Annotated in this window: 17 protein-coding genes and 1 pseudogene; 12 read left to right on the top strand and 6 right to left on the bottom strand. The window is 38.3% G+C overall.

From position 1 onward, the window contains the following. Positions 1-612 precede the first annotated feature (612 nt). Positions 613-1842: an enoyl-ACP reductase FabV gene (fabV, locus tag K6D58_RS01170; protein WP_296826701.1), complete on the top strand. Its 1230-nt coding sequence runs from the start codon at positions 613-615 to the stop codon at positions 1840-1842. 141 nt (positions 1843-1983) lie between these two features. After that, positions 1984-2715 carry a class I SAM-dependent methyltransferase gene (locus K6D58_RS01175; RefSeq protein WP_296826703.1) on the top strand — a complete coding sequence of 244 codons (732 nt, stop codon included), beginning with the start codon at positions 1984-1986 and terminating at the stop codon, positions 2713-2715. Here K6D58_RS01175 and ricT read toward each other — a convergent pair. From ricT to K6D58_RS01195, 4 genes are read right to left on the bottom strand one after another with little or no spacing between them, the layout of a single operon-like run. Beyond that, positions 2708-3625, bottom strand: coding sequence for a regulatory iron-sulfur-containing complex subunit RicT (gene ricT, locus K6D58_RS01180; RefSeq protein ID WP_296826705.1), 918 nt, complete (start codon positions 3623-3625; stop codon positions 2708-2710). The two genes, K6D58_RS01175 and ricT, sit on opposite strands and share 8 nt — an antisense overlap. Before the next feature lie 40 nt (positions 3626-3665). Next, positions 3666-4190, bottom strand: a complete 525-nt coding sequence (locus tag K6D58_RS01185; protein WP_296826707.1) for a YaaR family protein — start codon at positions 4188-4190, stop codon at positions 3666-3668. Positions 4191-4192: 2 nt separating this feature from the next. Then, positions 4193-4606: a bactofilin family protein gene (locus K6D58_RS01190; RefSeq protein WP_296826709.1), complete on the bottom strand. Its 414-nt coding sequence runs from the start codon at positions 4604-4606 to the stop codon at positions 4193-4195. Positions 4607-4613: 7 nt separating this feature from the next. Beyond that, positions 4614-5486 (bottom strand): M23 family metallopeptidase, encoded by an 873-nt coding sequence (locus tag K6D58_RS01195; protein ID WP_367182319.1) that lies wholly within the window; start codon positions 5484-5486, stop codon positions 4614-4616. A gap of 348 nt (positions 5487-5834) precedes the next feature. Here K6D58_RS01195 and K6D58_RS01200 point away from each other — a divergent pair, with 348 nt between their 5' ends. From K6D58_RS01200 to K6D58_RS01245, 10 genes are all read left to right on the top strand, one after another. After that, complete coding sequence (locus K6D58_RS01200) at positions 5835-6617, top strand: TatD family hydrolase (protein ID WP_296826713.1); 783 nt, start codon at positions 5835-5837, stop codon at positions 6615-6617. A 3-nt stretch (positions 6618-6620) separates the two neighbouring features. Beyond that, a complete protein-coding gene (gene dusB, locus K6D58_RS01205; RefSeq protein ID WP_296826715.1) occupies positions 6621-7631 on the top strand; it encodes a tRNA dihydrouridine synthase DusB in 1011 nt (336 codons plus the stop codon). A gap of 84 nt (positions 7632-7715) precedes the next feature. Further along, positions 7716-9293 (top strand): DUF5312 family protein, encoded by a 1578-nt coding sequence (locus K6D58_RS01210; RefSeq protein WP_296826717.1) that lies wholly within the window; start codon positions 7716-7718, stop codon positions 9291-9293. Beyond that, positions 9293-10432 (top strand): diguanylate cyclase DgcA, encoded by a 1140-nt coding sequence (gene dgcA / locus K6D58_RS01215; protein ID WP_296826718.1) that lies wholly within the window; start codon positions 9293-9295, stop codon positions 10430-10432. The genes K6D58_RS01210 and dgcA overlap by 1 nt, the downstream gene beginning before the upstream one ends. Positions 10433-10436: 4 nt before the next feature. Continuing rightward, positions 10437-11099, top strand: coding sequence for a rhomboid family intramembrane serine protease (locus K6D58_RS01220; protein ID WP_296826719.1), 663 nt, complete (start codon positions 10437-10439; stop codon positions 11097-11099). Continuing rightward, a complete protein-coding gene (locus tag K6D58_RS01225; protein ID WP_296826721.1) occupies positions 11075-11974 on the top strand; it encodes a hypothetical protein in 900 nt (299 codons plus the stop codon). Before K6D58_RS01220 ends, K6D58_RS01225 begins: the two co-directional genes overlap by 25 nt. Positions 11975-11989: 15 nt before the next feature. Then, positions 11990-12403: a hypothetical protein gene (locus K6D58_RS01230; protein WP_296826722.1), complete on the top strand. Its 414-nt coding sequence runs from the start codon at positions 11990-11992 to the stop codon at positions 12401-12403. Positions 12404-12484: 81 nt separating this feature from the next. After that, positions 12485-14041: a phenylalanine--tRNA ligase subunit alpha gene (gene pheS / locus K6D58_RS01235; protein ID WP_296826729.1), complete on the top strand. Its 1557-nt coding sequence runs from the start codon at positions 12485-12487 to the stop codon at positions 14039-14041. Between the two features lie 392 nt (positions 14042-14433). Further along, positions 14434-14976 (top strand): hypothetical protein, encoded by a 543-nt coding sequence (locus K6D58_RS01240; protein ID WP_296826723.1) that lies wholly within the window; start codon positions 14434-14436, stop codon positions 14974-14976. An 84-nt stretch (positions 14977-15060) separates the two neighbouring features. After that, positions 15061-17157 (top strand): methyl-accepting chemotaxis protein, encoded by a 2097-nt coding sequence (locus K6D58_RS01245; RefSeq protein WP_296826725.1) that lies wholly within the window; start codon positions 15061-15063, stop codon positions 17155-17157. A gap of 236 nt (positions 17158-17393) precedes the next feature. On the opposite strand, the gene K6D58_RS01250 is transcribed toward K6D58_RS01245, so the two are convergent. Then, a complete protein-coding gene (locus K6D58_RS01250) occupies positions 17394-17552 on the bottom strand; it encodes a hypothetical protein (protein ID WP_296826727.1) in 159 nt (52 codons plus the stop codon). Positions 17553-17644: 92 nt separating this feature from the next. Then, positions 17645-17923, bottom strand: a pseudogene (locus K6D58_RS01255) (hypothetical protein); the annotation flags it as partial.

Consider the following 17923-nt stretch of genomic DNA (forward strand, 5'->3'; position numbering starts at 1 on the left):
CCCTAATATATGTTAGATAATGCTAACGATTGTACAAATTTTAAGAATTTATGCAAGAAACCCCATAAAACTCCAGAAAGATGGATTTGACACGGATGTCACTAAACAAAAGCGACAGGAGGTCGCATATAAAGTGTATGAATAAATAAGTATTTCCCGAGTTTTACGAAGTAAACCTCCAGAAACATGGAATCGACAGGAGGTCACTAAAAATAAGCGACAGGAGGTCGCATATAAAGCGTATGAATAAATAAGTATTTCCCGAGTTTTACGAAGTAAAACTCCAGAAAGATGGATTTGACACGGATGTCACTAAACAAAAGCGACAGGAGGTCGCATAATAAGCGTATGAATAAACAAGAATTTCTCCGAGTTTTACGAAGTAAAACTCCAGAAACATGGAAACGACAGGAGGTCACTAAAAATAAGCGACAGGAGGTCGCATATAAAGTATATGAATAAACAAATTTCTTCCGAGTTTTACGAAGTAAAACTCCAGGATAATGGAAACGACAGGAGGTCGTTTCCATTATTACTGACACTATTGCAAAAAATGTCATAGTGGATTATCATTATTTAATTATATTATCCTATTTTTTTATGGAGAAAATTATGGCAGTAATCAAACCTATGATTCGCAGCAACATCTGTATTAATGCTCACCCAATCGGATGTGCAAAAGAAACAGTTAATCAGATTAATTACGTAAAATCACAGAAAGCTAAACGCGGAACAAAAACACTTGCAGAAGGTGGAAAAGGTCCAAAGACAGTTCTCGTTGTAGGATGTTCTACAGGTTACGGACTTGCAAGCCGCATTTCAGCTGCTTTTGAATATGGCGCAGATACAATCGGCGTAAGTTTTGAAAAAGAAGCTTCACAGACTAAGGGTGGTACACCAGGATGGTACAACAACCTTACATTCGACCGTGAAGCAAAAGCTGCTGGTCTTAAAACAGCAACATACAATGCAGACGCATTTGCTGATGAAACTCGTGCAACAATCATTAACAAGATTAAGGAATGGAATACAAAAGTAGACCTTATCATTTATTCTCTTGCAAGCCCTGTTCGCACAGACCCTGATACAAAAGTTCTTTACAAGTCAGTTATTAAGCCAATCGGTCAGGTTTATTCAGGTGCATCCCTTGATATGATGACAGGAAAAATCACACAGGCTTCTACTCAGCCAGCAGAAGGTGATGAAATCCCTAACACTGTAAAAGTAATGGGTGGAGAAGACTGGGAACGCTGGATTAAACAGCTTAAAGAAGCAGGTGTTCTTGCTGACGGTTGCCGCACACTGGCATACTCATACATTGGCCCTTCATTAAGCCACGCAATTTACCGCGATGGTACAATTGGAGAAGCTAAAAAGGATCTGGAAAAACGTGCACACAACATTGATGCAAGCCTTAAAGAAATTGGTGGTGCAGCATATGTTTCTGTAAACAAGGGTCTTATCACACGTTCAAGTTCTGTTATCCCAATCATTACTCAGTACCTTGGTGTTCTCTTTAAGGTAATGAAGGCTAAGGGAACTCACGAAGGTTGTATCGAACAGATGGAACGTCTTTTTGCAGAACGCCTTTATACTGGTGCAGACAATTCAGCAGACAAGGTTCCTGTAGATTCAGAAAACCGTATCCGTATGGATGACTGGGAACTTGAAGCAGATGTTCAGGCAGAAATTGATAAGATTATGCCAACAGTTACAGAAGAAAACCTTGAACAGACAGTTGATATTGCAGGTATTCGTCATGACTTCCTCGCAATCAACGGTTTTGATGTAGAAGGTGTTGACTACACAGCAGATGTAGCTGATATGTCAAAAATCGACTAAGTTCATATAATCAGGTTTATATAAACATCTTACCCCGGCAGTATTTTTCTGTCGGGGTTGTTTTTTTTGTCTTTGAATGTTGAATTAGCATGGTCTAAAAATAATTTGCAAAATTAAAGATGTGAACTTATAATTTTAAATATGACACAAATTCAAAATCTCGTTGAATATTACGATGAGTTATTTTCAACAACACAAGAACAAAAAGATTTTTATAAAGATTTAATTTCAACATTTAAGAAACCTGCAAAATTACTTTCCTTAGGTTGTGCAACAGGAGCATTCGAAAACTATCTCTCTCAGCAGGGATGTGATGTTACCGGAATCGAAAGTTCACCGGAACTGTTAAGAAGCGCTAATCTTAAACGTCGCAATCAGCTTATGTCGGTAAGATTCTTTCAGATGAAGCTGGCAGAAGTAAATAAATTTCTTACAAAAAGTTTCTACGATATTGTTTACTGTCATAATTCCCGTCTAATTTTCTGCGCAGAAAAAAATGCACTTTCTGTTTTCTATAATGATTGTAAAAATGTACTTTCACCTGGAGGAGCAATTGTTCTTCATCTTGTAAACATAAAAGCCCTTAAAGGACGTCCTATGTCCCAGTTGCCAAGTCATCAGAATGTAAGGGTTAAGCTTTTTACTGAATTGTGGGTGCACGAAGATAAGAGTCAGACTATTGTTCAGAATATAGAAACAGGCAACGGTAAAATGCTTTCTGTTATGGAAGATCAGCCTGTTTATATTCCTTCACCGGAAGAAGTAGAAAGTGAAGCAAAAAAAACGGGCTTTAAGAAAGTCTCTTTTTACAGTGACTTTAATAAAAGCCCTTTTACAGGAAATGAAGATTACTTTATAGCTGTTATCAGTTAATCTTCCAGTGATTACCTTCTTTAACAAAGCGTTTTGCATTTACTTCAAGTAAACGTCCGTCTTCTCCTGACATTTTAATCATAAAGGTAATAGGGTTTACTTCTGTTACCCTAAAGTTTGTACCGTCATAATAAATACGAATACCTTCATTAGGAAGACTCTTGCGGGCCTGGGCATACCAGTCATATTCATAGCTGAGACAGCAGAGAAGTCTTCCGCACTGTCCGCTTATTTTCATTGAATTAAGGCTCAGGTTCTGGTCTTTAGCCATTCTGATGCTTACAGGCTTAAGTTTATCATTAATACTATGGCAGCAATAAGGACGACCACAGATACCAAGTCCCCCTGTAATACGGCTTTCATCGCGAACACCTATCTGGCGAAGTTCAATTCTCATCTTAAAAACAGAAACCAGGTCTTTTACAAGTTCACGGAAGTCTACACGATTTTCACTTGAGAAGAAAAAGAGGGCCTTAGGTTCACCAACTAAAAAGTGTACGGAAATCAGTTTCATCTCAAGGTGATGATAGGCAACCTTTTCCTTAAAAGTAATAAAAGCAGTTTTTTCTCTTTCAAGAAGGTCTTTTGCATGGTCAAGGTCTTCTTTAGTTGCAGCCCTTATTACCTGAACAATATCATTAGGTTTAATACCAACAGGCTGCTTGCTTTTACCAAGGTTACGGGCCAGGTCGTTGCCATAGCGGGTAGGTATAATTACAAAATCTCCCGGATTAAGTTTAAGTTTATCTGGAACAGATGCATAAACTCCTTCGCAGGAATATTCGAGTTTTAATTTATATAGGTTGTCTGGAAAAACAAAATTGCCTGAGTTGTCTTCTTCAAAGTTTTCGTCTTCAAGGGAAGAAAGGTCTTCTGATTCAGCAATATCCTGTTCAAAAATATCTGACATTTATAACTCCATGTTTTTGAGCATCTTTTTAATAATATATTTAACTTGCCAATAAGTCTACTAAAAGTCCGGAGATTTCATTTAGTTTGGCAAGCATTTTAAGTGTGTCTTTCTGGCTTGAAAGAAAATAGGCGGCCATTTCGTCCAGATCTTTATTGATGATTTTAATCTGAACTCTAGGTGGCAGGGGCTGTCCTTTTGAATTGAAACCCTTACGCTGTTTTACTTTTACTTCAAAATTATTTTTTTCGATATAGCGCATAAAAACGGAAACTTTTTTACGGAAGTCTGCAAATTTATCAGGCATCTGGCTTTGTCTTAAGGCATCAGCGGCTTTTTCGGCTTCATCCCTTAAGTAAACGGCTGCTTCTTCAGTTTCCATTTCTGCTATTTCAATAGGAAATCCTTCCTGAATAAGTTCACTTTCATAAGCAGATTTTTCTAAAGCAGAAGCAAAAGACTTTTTTTTGATTTTAGAAGATTTCTGTTCCTTAGAAACCTGGGCACCAGCCATAGCGGCAGAATTAGCAGCAGAAAAAAACAGTCCGGTAGAATCTATCTGCATTCTCAGACCTTATAGGAACTTGCAGAAACAGCCAGGCGGTTGTTCCATTCATTTACAGCGTTGTTGTAGTTTGTATCATCAGAAAGGGCGATACAGTGTCCGTGCAGGAATACATTTTCTTCTGCACAGATTTTGTGTGACTGAATGTCACCGATAACAGCACTTGTAGAAAGCAGGTGAACAGATTCCGGGGCAAGAATATTACCTTTAACAATTCCCCCTACAGTTACGGATCGGGCTGTAATATTACCGTTTATGCGGGCCTTGCTTCCTATAATGACATTACCGCTTGTTTCAAGATTACCGTCAAGATCACCATCGATTCTTGTAAAGCCGTTTATTTTAATATCGCCTTTTATGGAAGAACCAAAACCTATAAGAGTATTAATGGAAATGTCATCGTTAAAGATTGCCATGATTTTTTTACTTTAAGTTAATGTATTTAGCCGGATCAACTACGTCAGAACCAATGTGAACTTCATAGTGAAGGTGTGGACCTGTTACAATACCAGTACTTCCGATTGTACCGATAACCTGTCCCTGAGTTACACTGTCACCCTTAAATACTTTTGTTGTAGAAAGGTGGGCGTAACGTGTATAAATACCATGCTTATGTTTAATAATGATATAGTTACCAAAGCTGTCGTCGTAACCTACAGTAACAATCTGTCCGTTTGCAGTAGCTACTACAGGGTCACCTGAACGCCAGGTACTAAAGTCCAGACCTTTGTGAATGTACCACTGCTGTTTAATAGGGTGAATACACTGTCCAAACTTCATGGAAATATGTCCGATACCATTTTTTATAGGCCAGATGTTAGGAATATCTGTAAAAAGTGTGTTCTGGTTTTCAAGCATTTTTCCAATCTGTTCAAGAGGCTGGATTGTGCTTTCAAGATAAGAAGTAGCCTGTCTTAAGTCAGAAGTTTCTTTAAGTGTTCCGGAAGAAATGTCCTGAGTATCAAAAAGTGAAGAAAGGTCACTGTTTTTAGATGTAGCGCTGGAAATCTGATTGCTCTGGCTTGAACCTAAAGGAGAAAACTGGGAAAGGGTTTTCTGAAGTCTTTTTATAACCTGAACATTATCGTTGGAAGCATTTCTTAATTCATCAAGGTTTGCCTGAGTTTCAAGATGTTCTTCGTGCTCTGTCTTATTCTTTGCATAAAGTTCAATATTTACACGGTTAAAGTAAATAAAAGAAGAAGCAATACCGGCAACAACAAGTATTCCCAGAACAAGGGCAAAAACATTTGTACGGATATTAAAAACTTTTCCCTGTGAATGGGGAACAACCATAAGTGTAAGCTTCTGATTGAAAATACTAAAAATACGACCAAAAAAATGACCGGTCTTCTTTAAAATGGATGCGAAAAAATATATAACTTTTGAGACGAAATTTCTGTCAGTTTTCCTGTACTTTTTTGAACGTGCCAAAATTTAACTCCATTATAAAACTGTAAGAGTATATCACAAGCATGCTATTTAGGTCAAATGAAGTCTTTCGTTGACTTTGCGGCATGGGTATGGTATTTTATCGGTATAAAGTAGTAAAAACTTGAATCGGATCTTTATCAGGCTTTTTAATTCAGACTGTCCTGTTCTGGGTTGAAAAGACATTTTCTATAATTTTTTAAGGAAAAAGCAATGCAGTTTTTTGATACTCATGCCCACATAGGCTTAATCTATGATAGCCCTATAGAGCAGTTTCGCGTTATTCAGCAGGCAAAAAATGCCGGCGTTACCAGAATTGTAAGTATAAATAATAGTCTCCATGATTTTAAAAAGGAATATACTGTTTTAAAGGCAAAGGCCGGAATTTTTCATGCAGTAGGTGTAGGTCCTTCCGAAGTTACTAATCCGGGACCAGACTGGATTAAAACAATAGAAGAAAGTGTAAAACTTCCTAATGTTGTTGCCATTGGAGAAACCGGTCTGGATTATTGCAAGCAGTATGGTGATAAACGCAGTCAGATTGAACTTTTTATTACTCAGCTTGAACTTGCTCAGAAACACAACCTTCCTGTAATCATTCACAATCGTGAAGCAGGTCAGGATATTTTTGAAATTCTTAAGGATCGTATTCCGGACAGGGGAGCTATCTTCCATTGTTACAGTGAAGACGGTGCCTATGCAAAAAAATGTCTTGATGCAGGTCTTAATGTATATTTCTCATTTGCAGGAAACCTTACTTACAGAAATGCCCGCAACCTTCATGAAACAGTTCTTTCAGTTCCTACAGACAGGATGCTTATAGAAACAGAAAGTCCTTTTATGATTCCGGCAGAATTCAGGGAAAAAAAGCGCACTATGCCTGCAATGCTTCCTTCTACAGCAAAATTCCTGGCAGATATGCTTGAAATAGATCTTGAAAAACTTGCAGATCAGCTCTGGAAGAACAGCTGTAAGATCTTTAACCTTCCGGAATAATTAATGGCACTTTATCATCCCGTAAAAATCGGAAATGTGGAGCTTGAAGGTAACCTCTTTCTTGCTCCAATAGCAGGTTACAGTGACAGGGCTTTCAGGACACTTTGTGTTGAATATGGAGCGGCTTTTTGTACTACAGAAATGGTCAGTGCAGAAGCTTTGACCCGTGGATCAGACAAAACTGAAGGCCTTATGCGCCGTTCTCCTGCAGAAAAAAAGTATTCCGTACAGATTTTTGGCGGGAATGCAGATGTTATGTTCAGGGGAACAAAGCTTGTTCTTCAAAAAACAGACTGCGATACAATCGATATAAATGGCGGCTGTCCCGTACCAAAGATTATTAAGTCCGGGGCAGGTTCCATGCTTACCAAAGAGCCGGACAGGCTTTATTCAATAGTAAAATCCGTAAAAGACTCATGTGCTGAATATGCCAGGGAACACCCGGAGAGGGGTAATGTGCCTGTTACCATTAAAATCCGCAGCGGCTGGGATTCTTCCAGTATTACATGGAAGGAATGTGCAGAAGCTGCTTTAAGTGCCGGGGCTGATGCAATTACAATTCATGCAAGAACAAAGGCTCAGGGCTATGCAGGTCATTCAGACTGGAATATTCAGCGTCAGCTTGTGGAATATATTAATGGAAGAATTCCGGTTTTTGGTTCAGGTGATGCTAATACTCCGGAAACTGCCCGCCAGATGCTGGAAGAAACAGGTGTAGACGGAGTTATGTTTGCCCGCGGTGCTATGGGAGATCCTTTTTTGTTTAAGCGCACTAAGGATTACCTTCTTACCGGTCACTATGTTCAGGAAAGCGTTCAGGAACGTATCAGGGCCGGCTTTAAGGAACTTGAACTCAATATAGAAGACAATGGAGAAAAATCAGCCTGCCTTCAGATGCGCAAGAAGTTCTGTGCCTACAGTTCCGGAATTCAGGGTGGGGCTAAACTCCGCAAGCAGATAGTAGAGGCTCAGACAGTAGCTGAATATAAAGCTATTTTTGCTGAATATTTATAAACCTTTTGTAAAAGATTGGGGCTTTTTATTTTACAGCTGCATCTTCAGGTCGACACAATTCCCCATATCTATTAAAATAATTCTATGTCATTCATTCAGAGTATAATTGAATTTTTTCAGTCTATATTCCAGGCCTCATCCCCAGAAGTAAAAAAGCGCCAGGAAAAGCGTAAACTTGAGAATGACCTTAAAATAATTGCCCCTGGTTTTTATAAGGACGGAATGGTTCAGCCTAATTTTGCAGAAGCCCTCCGTCAGTTAAGCATAAATACTAAACCTATCAATGAACTGCTTTCTGCTACAATGTGTACGGAAGATATAAGCAGAAACCGTCGTTTTGAAGAACAGCTTCTTTTAACTGGCTTTGACAGAGAAGCCCAGATGTTAATTCAAAAAATGGATTACGAAAGCCGTAAAAATCGTGCCCGGGAAGCAAAATCCCTTAACCGTTACTTAGAAGCTGAACACAGGGATGTAGAAAAAATTGCCAGGGAGCTTAATTCACCTTCATTTGCAAAAATCGAAGCCGTAATGAATAAAATCAAGCAGCTTAATGATATCTGCAAGTACAACTATTCTTCTACCCTCCGTCTTTTTGACCCTAATTACCAGGGGGTGGGGGATTACACTCCGGAATATCAGGAAATAGCAATAGACCTTCTTGAAACAGCCCTTATGGATTTGTATTACGTTATAGCCGACATGGATATTTCTGTTGCTGTTTATAATGCCCTTAGTGCCCTTTATCAGCTTTATCACAGGACAAGTTACACAGAACGCCGTTCCAATGGTATAGAAGAAAGTCTCCGCAGGCTTCAGGGAATATTCCGTCATATTTTTACAAAGAATGCCCTTCTTGCAATGATTAAGCTTGCCAAAAGAGATCCGGATTATGTTCCCCAGAAGGCTTCTTATGAGGGCAATTACCGCCGTAAGTATGCAGAATTCCTTGAGGAACGTTTTAGTGTTGATGAAAAGCGTCTTAAAGTAGAAATTCAGGATGAACAGATTATTGCCAAGGTAAATGAGCTTTTTGGCGGAAAGACCCTTATGCAGTCACATGGTTATAATAATGAAGTTAATACCCAGCTTAAGCAGAGTACACCGGCTTCCTTTACATTTGTACTGCCTTTTCAGGTTCTTAAGACCTTTGTTTTTCAGTTTTATGAAGACGGAATTAAATCCCTGCTCAATGATATCGTAATTGAAGGATTGTTTAATAATCCTGCCTATAAGACAGACTTTTCTGCAGTTGTATTTGCATGTAATGACAGTTATGAGCGTGTCTCTGAATTTGAGAAGAAATTCCTTCGTGGTGGTGAATTTGATGAAGCCTTGATTACGGGGCTTATTCATGACAGTCATAAAGACAGTTCTTTTGGTTTTAAGCTTAAGGAAATGGTAGACGGAGTAAACCGTTCCGTAAAAAAACTGCTTCAGGATGAAACAAACAATTTCTTTCAGTTAAACAAAATTCTTTCCGATATTATGATAGAGTCGAAGAAAGTAAGTTCAGATTCAATTACAAATCTGAAGGTTCTGATGATTTCTTCAAGAAACAGGGACAAGGCTGAACAGCTGGAAGTACAGTATCCGCTGTGGAAAGTATTCCTTGAAATAATGAAGAATTATGTTATAATCGGCAATATTGAGAAAAAATAATGCGTAGAAGTGTAAGGCGTGTTAAAAACATAAAGAAAAGCTCTCATTACCCCAGATTACAGCCTCTTGTTGCAATTCAAGAAACAATGACTATTCCTATGTATGAGAAGCAGATTTATGACTTACAGCAGCTTCTCGAAATAAGCCGTTCCCTTTGTTCAACCCTGGAACTGGATAAACTTATAGAATCAATCTTTTATATTGTAATGGCTCAGATGCGTGTAAATGGCGTTGGTCTTTTTATTAAGCCCGGCATTGAAACAGAAAAGCTCTCTTTAGGAAAAAACTATACAGGTCTGGAACTGGATTCAACAATAAAATATGAGATTTCCATGGATTCAGAGTTTTATGAGCAGACTTCTTTCTATAGAATACCTTTTGAACTTAAAGAAATGAATTCATCTGCAAGGAATACGGAAGAATTCAAGATGATGTCTTCGTTAAAACCTTCTATAGTAGCTCCACTTGTTCTTAAAAACCATGTAAACGGCTATCTTGTTCTTGGTGAACGCCTGGCTCTGGATGACGAAAGTGCTTCTTTTAGCGATTACGAAAAGAATGAATTGTTTAACATAGCTTCCCTTGCTTCTGTAGCAGTTAATAATGCTTCTCTTGTGGAACAGTCTTCTACTGATATGATGACCCGCCTTAAGCTTAAGTATTACTTCTTTAACATGCTTACAGATAAGATTGATGCAGCCTATCTTCGTAATGAACCTTTAAGCGTACTTATGTTTGACATTGACTTCTTTAAGAAATTTAATGACAACTATGGTCATGCCTGCGGTGACTATGTGCTTCAGGAAGTAGCAAGAATAATCAGCGAATCTATTGGAGCATCAGATATGGCATCCCGCTATGGTGGAGAAGAGTTTACTGTTATGCTTCCGGGTTCTAAAAAGGAAGAAGCTCTTGAAATGGCAGAGAAGATTCGTGCCAAAGTAGAAGCAAATGACTTCTTTTACGAAAACCAGCATATGAAGGTTACTATTTCCTGTGGTGTTTCGGAACTGAGCATGACTTATAATCCTGTAACTTCGGCAAAAGTATTTGTAGATCAGGCAGATAAGGCCCTTTATGTTTCTAAAAGGAACGGCCGAAACTGTGTAACTTTTGCAGATGAATCCATTTTTAATTAATAATATGTTTTTAAGAAAACCTTTCAGATACACATTTTTTAATGCAACACTTTATCTCATAGCAATTAATGTAATTATTTTTCTTTTAGGTTCCCTGGGCTTAAGGTTTTACATTAAGAATGCAGTTTTTGACCTTCAGTCATTGTTAAGTGCCAATTATTTTGTAATTAAGGTGTTTAAGTTTTACTGGCAGCCATTTACATACATGTTTGTTCATTCAAATATGACTCATCTTATTTTTAATATGATTGGTCTTTTGTGTTTTGGCTACGGTGTAGAAAAGGCTATTGGTTCCAAAGAATTTCTTTTGTTTTATCTTTTCTGCGGAACTATGGACGGTATTATTTCAATATTGATTTATGCAAATACGGGTTATCAGCATGTGTGGCTTATGGGTGCCAGCGGTGCTATTTATGCCGTTCTTTTTGCCTATGCAGTTATTTTTCCACGTAATAAGATTTTTATCTGGGGAATTATTCCGGTTCCGGCTCCTCTCCTTGTTCTTGGTTATGGTGTAATTGAATTTTTGAGCCAGTTTAATCTTAGGGCAGGTGATAATGTTGCACATCTTACTCATCTTGCCGGTTTTGCCCTTGCCTGGCTTTATCTTTTTGTAAGAATGGGAGTACATCCGGTTCGTATATGGAAAGACACTTATTTTCGCTGATATTTTCTGTATTTACGGCGGCGGCTGTATTTTCTCAGGCTCCTTCACAGATAGATCAGTTAAGGATTCAGGTCTGGGCTGATCTGGATCCGATTCCAGGGCTTTTTGAAGAGGATGGTGAATCTGTAGCTTCCGGGGCAGATTCTGATTCTAAGGCAGAGCCTGGTTCTTCAGTAAAAGATTCAATTAATTCAGACAATTCAACTAATTCAACAAAATCAGATAATTCAACTAATCCGGATAATTCAACTAACGCAATCAACTCAACAAATTCAGCTAATTCAACCAATTCAACCAATTCAGCAGAAAGTGAGGAACTGTCTTTAAAAGAGAAGGTTTTTCATCAGAAATTTGACTTTGCCATTAACAGAACTAAAGAAATAGCGCCTTTTTTAATGTCGGGAATGCTGGACGGCTGGTATTTTGAATACACTCCTTATGATAAGGCAAGAAAAGTAGATGAATACTGGGATTTTAAGGAAATTATGCCCTTTAACAGTAAGGTAAATACCCTTACTTACAATAGTCCTGAGGTAGAAGAAGACAGGCTGGTGTGCTGGGTTTACTGTAACCGTACGGAAAGCCAGAAAAAGGCCTTTAAATCCTGGAATTCCATTGTGCATCCCCATATTCATGGAAAAGGGGCAGGTAATGTTCAGGACGGCTTTAAGGGAATACAGGATGCGGTATCGGAAGCGGCAAAAAATGCTGTCCGGGAATACTGGCGCATGTATATTAAAAATAAACCCAAAGAAATTTCAGGAAAAGTGTTACTTATCCGTAATCCGCGCATTTATATAAAAGGGGGTCAATATATAGTTGACCTTGATTTTTTCATGGAAACTGATAGAATAGTTTTATACAACTACTATTGAGTTAAGGAGGCTAATATGAAAAAGATTCTTACATTGATTTCAGTAGGTTTGATTGTTGTTGCAGCAGCATTTTCTCAGTCTGCCTCAGGCGGTTTTGTTGAAAGTTCAGACAGTTATGCAGATACTTCAACCCAGGTAATTCAGGTTGAAGATAAATATGGTGATTTGCATCAGAAGGCTAAATCTGTAAAGATGGAGCTTGAGTATACACCTCTTACCGGCGAAGTTCGTCTGTATTACACTTGTCTTGCAGCTGCTTATGATCAGGGTGAGGCTATGAACACAGCAATGGCTGTTTATGAAGATTTTGCTGCTGAGAATAAATACAAGCATTATTCTTACAAAGGAAAGGATAAGACTAAGTATTTTAAGGATGAGAACGGTATGAGAATGGCTACATACAGTTCTTATGTATTGTTTACCAGGTAATTTTTCAGCTGCTATGCTGAGTGACGGTGGTTTGGAGATTACTCAGCCACCGTTTATTTTTTTAAAGGATAAATTAAAATGATTGATGTTAAAAACTTGATTAAGAACCTTCATCCACTTGAAACAAAAGTCCTCCTTAAATACGGACTTAATGATGAACTTACTTCTGCTAAACTTCAGAAGGAACTGGGTTATAAGGAAGGTCATGCAAATCAGGCTTTCAGCTGGCTTTCGGGAAAAGAACTTCTTAAAGAAGTAAGCCGCACTCCGAAAACTTATTATGAACTTACTGATTTTGGTCGTAAGGTATTATCTGAAGGTTTTGCAGAAGAGAGAATTGTTGACTATCTTAAGAATAATGGTGCAAAAACCCTTCCAGAGATTGCAGCTGCCCTTAACATTGAAAATAAAGATGTAGGATCTGCTTTTGGTCCTTTAAGTAAAGAAGGTGTTCTTTCCATGAATTCAGAAAAAAAGGCTGAATACACAGGAAAAGAACTTCCATCACGTTTTTCTGTAGCTAAGGCTCTTATAGAAAAGGCTTCTAAGACAGAAGACGGACAGCTTGATGCTGCAAACCTTAGCAAAGATGAACTGGATATTATGTCTGGTCTTACTAAGAAGCGTGGTATTTCAGAAACTCCATTTAAGACAATTGAACGTGAAACCGTTGCATATAAACTTACCCAGGCATTTAAGGAAGTAGTTGATGCCCTTAAGTCTGCCGGTATTACAGGTAACGAAATCGGAGAAATTACTCCTTCTATGCTTGCAAGCGGTGAATGGAAGAAGGGTACATTCCGCGGATACAACATTACTATTCCGCCGGCACGTATTATTCCTGGCCGTACAAATCCTTACGTACAGTTCCTTGAAAGTGTAAAGGACAAGCTTTGTTCCCTTGGTTTTCAGGAATTTGATGGACCGCTTGTAGAAACAGAATTCTGGAATGGTGATGCCCTCTTTATGCCACAGTTCCATGCTGCACGTGATATTCACGATGTTTACCGTCTTAAGAATCCAACACATGCTAAAGTAATTGAAGAACCATTTTTAAGTAATGTTGCTGCTGTTCATAAGAATGGTGGTAATACAGGAAGCCGTGGATGGAATTATGAATTTGACCACGAGTTTACACGCCGACTTATTATGCGTTCACAGGGAACTGTTCTTTCTGCTCACCAGCTTGCAAAGGCAGAGATTCCTGGTAAATATTTTGGTATTGCACGTTGTTTCCGTTACGATAAAGTTGATGCTACACACTTAAGTGACTTTTACCAGACAGAAGGTATTATTCTTGGAGAAGATGCTAATCTTCGTAATCTTCTTGGTATTCTTAAGATGTTTGCAACAGAAATTGCAGGGGCAGAAGAAGTAAAGTATGTTCCTGGTTACTTCCCATTTACAGAACCTTCAATTGAAGTTCATATTAAGCATCCTAAACTGGGCTGGTTTGAACTTGGTGGTTCCGGTATTTTCCGTCCTGAAGTTACTAAGGCTATGGGTATTGATGTTCCTGTTCTTGCATGGGGTATTGGTATTGACCGTATGGCACTTATGGCACTTGGGTTGAATGACTTGAGGGAGTTATTTTGCGAGGACATTGAACGTGTTCGTTTAAGAAAGGCTAAGTTTTAGGACAGGTCCTGAGTGCGGGGGCACTCAGGCATGCCGGCGCCTGCTGTGACTCTCGCAGGCTTGATTCCGGCATGTCTGTTCGGATATTGAGAGAGTACGTTTAAGAAAGGCTAAGTTCTAGGACAGGTCCTGAGTGCGGGGGCACTCAGGCATGCCGGCGCCTGTTGCGACTCTCGCAGGCTTGATTCCGGCATGTTTGTTCGGATATTGAGAGAGTTCGTTTAAGAAAGGCTAAGTTCTAGGACAGGTCCTGAGTGCAGGAGCACTCAGGCATGCCGGCGCCTGCTGCGACTCTCGCGGCAGGCTTTTTTGATTTAAATTATTTACAATTAAAATTAGATTTTTGACCTTTTGTGCAATATGGTTAAGGTATTGGTGCACAGGAGGTTTTTATGAATAAGAAAATTTTTATTTTATCATTTATAGCTGCCTTTTTTCTTGGGAATGCACATGCCTATGATTTTGGATTTAGGGCAGAAGCAGGTGTGGATTTTAGTTTTGTAAATGTTTACACCTATGAAGATTTAAGTTTTAAGATTGAGAGTGATGAAAGAATCGGCGTAGAAGCTGGTGTTCGTTTAATGGAAAACTATGCTTTTGTGCCTCATTTGTATACTAATCCCTTTATTCAATTTGATGTAAAAAACTGGTATCTGGGAGGAGGTCTTATGCTCCCTTCTGATATGCAGGGAACTTCTGATCTGCTCTGGTTTGTACGTACTGGTTTTATGGTAGGTAACTGGCAGATGGGAAGGGGGACAGGTGCCATTGATATTGGTTTTGAATTATCTCCTACGATTTACAAAGATGACTCAGAAGATGATGGCGGTGCTATAATTGCATCCGTTTTTGGTACGATATTTAATATTCCAAAGTTGAATATTGGCTTTTCTTATTATTTTCCACTAAAAAAATCTGCCCCAAAGGTGGAATAAATTTTTTTTTAGAGTAAATATTTGTGAATTTTTTATTTCGGTCTTATAATTGAAATTCAGGGGTAATTATAAGGAGGAATAATAATGTCCATAAAGAAGTTTTTTCAAAGTCTCCAGTTCAGGCTTATTGCTATTGTTTTACTTATTTTTATTGTTTCAAATGTAATTCTTGTTTCTATATCCCTTAGTGTTTCTACAAAAACTAATACAAAGACTGTTGAGGAACTTCTTGCAGCTGTTACTGAATCTGCGGCTGGAAAAGTAAAGGGTGAAGCAGAAAAACAGTTTCGTATGCTGACTGCTGTTGCCGAAATGGATTTTCTTAAGAGTCAGTCTGTTCCTTTATTGGAAAAATGCAAGGCTCTTACAAAGATTGCTAAAATTTGTCCTGAAGAATATGAAAACATAGGTTTTTATGATTTGCAGGGAAACAGTTATACTGCAGCCGGACAAAAAATTCAGCTTAACAGACCTTATATTGACGCAGCTGCCCGTGGTGAAACATACGTAGCTGATCCTGCCATTAACCCAGTAACAAATATTCTCTTTCAAATTTATGCCGTTCCTGTTTTTGATTATGATAAGCGCCCTGTTGGATGTATAAGTGCCAATATTATGGGAGAAACATTATCTAAGAAAATTGAACAGGTTACTTTTGGAACCAGTGATTCACATATTCAGGTAATAAACAGAACAACTGGTCATACAATTGCTTCAAATGTTTTTGAGGAAGTTCTGGCTTTTCAGAATGTAACGGAAGATGCAGATGCGGGAGTTAAGCCTGTTCTGGAAAAAGTTGTTAATGGAGAAACAGGAAGTGATATTTTTAAAATACCAGGCAGTGGTGTAGAAATGCTTACTGCTTTCAGACCTGTTCCTGGAACTGACTGGTCCGTTTTTGGTGCATGCAGTAAAGATGACTTTTTTAGGGATATAGACCGTATGTCTTCTATTATTGGAACTCTTGCACTGATAATGCTGGGTGTAACTTTCTGTTGTGTTGGAGCTACCATGTCCATAAGTCTTAAGCCTCTTCTTAAAGTTAAACGTGCTGTTGATGACGTTGCTTCCGGTGATGCAGACCTTACGAAGCGTGTTGAAGGAAAGGGTAATGACGAAGTTGCAGATGTTGTCAGAGGCATTAACAACTTTATGGAAAAACTTCAGAATATTATTTCACAGATAAAAAAATCAAAAGAAAAACTTGGAACAGCCGGTTCAGATCTTCAGGCCAGCACGGAAGACACTTCATCTTCTATTACAGAAATTCTTGCAAATATTGAATCAGTTCACGGACAGATTACAAATCAGTCTCATAGTGTTCATGAAACTGCAGGGGCTGTAAATGAAATTGCATCGAATATTGAATCTCTTGAACACATGATAGAAAAGCAGAGTTCCGGGGTGTCGGAGGCATCTGCTGCTGTTGAACAGATGATTGGTAATATTCGTTCTGTAAATAATTCTATGGAAAAGATGTCTACTTCATTTAATGAACTTACACAGAATGCTCAGAACGGACTTCAGGTTCAGCTTGAGGTTAATGAAAAGATTGATCAGATTAAGTCTTTGAGTGAAACTCTTCAGGAAGCTAACGTTGCAATTGCTGCTATCGCTGAACAAACAAATCTTCTTGCCATGAATGCAGCAATCGAAGCGGCACATGCAGGAGAAGCAGGTAAAGGTTTTGCTGTAGTAGCAGATGAAATCCGTAAGCTTTCTGAGACTTCTACCCAGCAGTCTAAAACAATTGGTGAACAGCTGACAAATATTCAGAATTCAATTACTTCTGTGGTTGGTGCTTCTGAACAGTCAAGTCAGGCATTTGATTCAGTTTCTAATAAAATTAAGGAGACTGATGAACTTGTAAGGCAGATTAAGGCTGCTATGCAGGAACAGAATGAAGGATCCCAGCAGATTAGTGATGTCCTTCATGTTATGAATGACAGTTCTCTTGAAGTTAAGACTGCCGGTCAGGAAATGGCAGAAGGTAACAAGGCTATTCTTGAAGAAGTAAGAAACCTGCAGGATGCAACAGGTGTAATGGAAGACAGTATGAAAGAAATGTCTCTTGGTGCTACAAAAATTAATGAAACCGGAGAGGCTCTTAGGGGAATTGCCCGTCAGCTGGAAGTTACAATTGCAGAAATTGGAAAAGAAATAGACCAGTTTAAAGTTTGATAGTTTTCCTGGGGAGGAAGATATTGTCCCAAAGCTAAAAGCATGTGTCACAGCCTTTAGCTTTGGGCGTTTTTTTGGGGTTAAAAAATTATAAAAGTTTCATTCTATCTAAAAGAGTTTTAGTAAAAGAATTTTCTGCTACGTTGTTATGGATAAATTTAAACAGGCTTTTTAATATAAAAAAGCACGGGCTCACAAACAGTAAATCCGTGCTTAAATTATGTTATTAGTAAAAATTATTTTTTATCCAGCTCTTCAACTTCCTTAATAGAAAGCCCACTAACCTGAGCGATTTGTTCTATGGAACCAAGTTTCATTTTAAGCATGTTTTTTGCAGTTTGAATTTTTGCTTCACGTGCTCCTTGAGCAAGTCCTTCATTTCTACTTTCTTCCATAATATCATAATCATGTAAATTCACGGCCATGAACCTCTAACTTTGGCTTCGCCAAAGTTGCCGAGTTTTGCTTTGCAAAACTCGCGAATAGTTTAATGATAAAGAGTCAACTTTTTATTAAAAAGTGACATTCTTTCCAAAAGTGTTTTGGTAAAACTACTTTCCGCTTTGTTGCTGCTGATAAATTTAAAAAGGTTTTTAAGTTCCTCGTCCTCTGATTTATCCCAGGCACTTGCATTATAAAACAATTTTACTGTTTTGTCTGTTTTGTCATTAATGGCTGTCTCCTGACATGAGGTTTTAAATGTGTAGCAGGGGATTCCCTTATTAAAGGGATCATTTTTACAGATAAAGATTACAAAGCTTTCAGG

The sequence above is a fragment of the Treponema sp. genome (assembly GCF_024696245.1).
Taxonomy (GTDB): domain Bacteria; phylum Spirochaetota; class Spirochaetia; order Treponematales; family Treponemataceae; genus Treponema_D.

Coding starts and splice junctions, on each gene's coding strand:
- ricT (WP_296826705.1), bottom strand. CDS start 3,625: ATGTCAGATATTTTTGAACAGGATATTGCTGAATCAGAAGACCTTTCT.
- K6D58_RS01195 (WP_367182319.1), bottom strand. CDS start 5,486: ATGGTTGTTCCCCATTCACAGGGAAAAGTTTTTAATATCCGTACAAAT.
- K6D58_RS01240 (WP_296826723.1), top strand. CDS start 14,434: ATGAATAAGAAAATTTTTATTTTATCATTTATAGCTGCCTTTTTTCTT.
- K6D58_RS01200 (WP_296826713.1), top strand. CDS start 5,835: ATGCAGTTTTTTGATACTCATGCCCACATAGGCTTAATCTATGATAGC.
- K6D58_RS01210 (WP_296826717.1), top strand. CDS start 7,716: ATGTCATTCATTCAGAGTATAATTGAATTTTTTCAGTCTATATTCCAG.
- dusB (WP_296826715.1), top strand. CDS start 6,621: ATGGCACTTTATCATCCCGTAAAAATCGGAAATGTGGAGCTTGAAGGT.
- K6D58_RS01230 (WP_296826722.1), top strand. CDS start 11,990: ATGAAAAAGATTCTTACATTGATTTCAGTAGGTTTGATTGTTGTTGCA.
- K6D58_RS01245 (WP_296826725.1), top strand. CDS start 15,061: ATGTCCATAAAGAAGTTTTTTCAAAGTCTCCAGTTCAGGCTTATTGCT.
- fabV (WP_296826701.1), top strand. CDS start 613: ATGGCAGTAATCAAACCTATGATTCGCAGCAACATCTGTATTAATGCT.
- K6D58_RS01250 (WP_296826727.1), bottom strand. CDS start 17,552: ATGGAAGAAAGTAGAAATGAAGGACTTGCTCAAGGAGCACGTGAAGCA.
- K6D58_RS01225 (WP_296826721.1), top strand. CDS start 11,075: ATGGAAAGACACTTATTTTCGCTGATATTTTCTGTATTTACGGCGGCG.
- dgcA (WP_296826718.1), top strand. CDS start 9,293: ATGCGTAGAAGTGTAAGGCGTGTTAAAAACATAAAGAAAAGCTCTCAT.
- K6D58_RS01220 (WP_296826719.1), top strand. CDS start 10,437: ATGTTTTTAAGAAAACCTTTCAGATACACATTTTTTAATGCAACACTT.
- K6D58_RS01185 (WP_296826707.1), bottom strand. CDS start 4,190: ATGCAGATAGATTCTACCGGACTGTTTTTTTCTGCTGCTAATTCTGCC.
- K6D58_RS01175 (WP_296826703.1), top strand. CDS start 1,984: ATGACACAAATTCAAAATCTCGTTGAATATTACGATGAGTTATTTTCA.
- K6D58_RS01190 (WP_296826709.1), bottom strand. CDS start 4,606: ATGGCAATCTTTAACGATGACATTTCCATTAATACTCTTATAGGTTTT.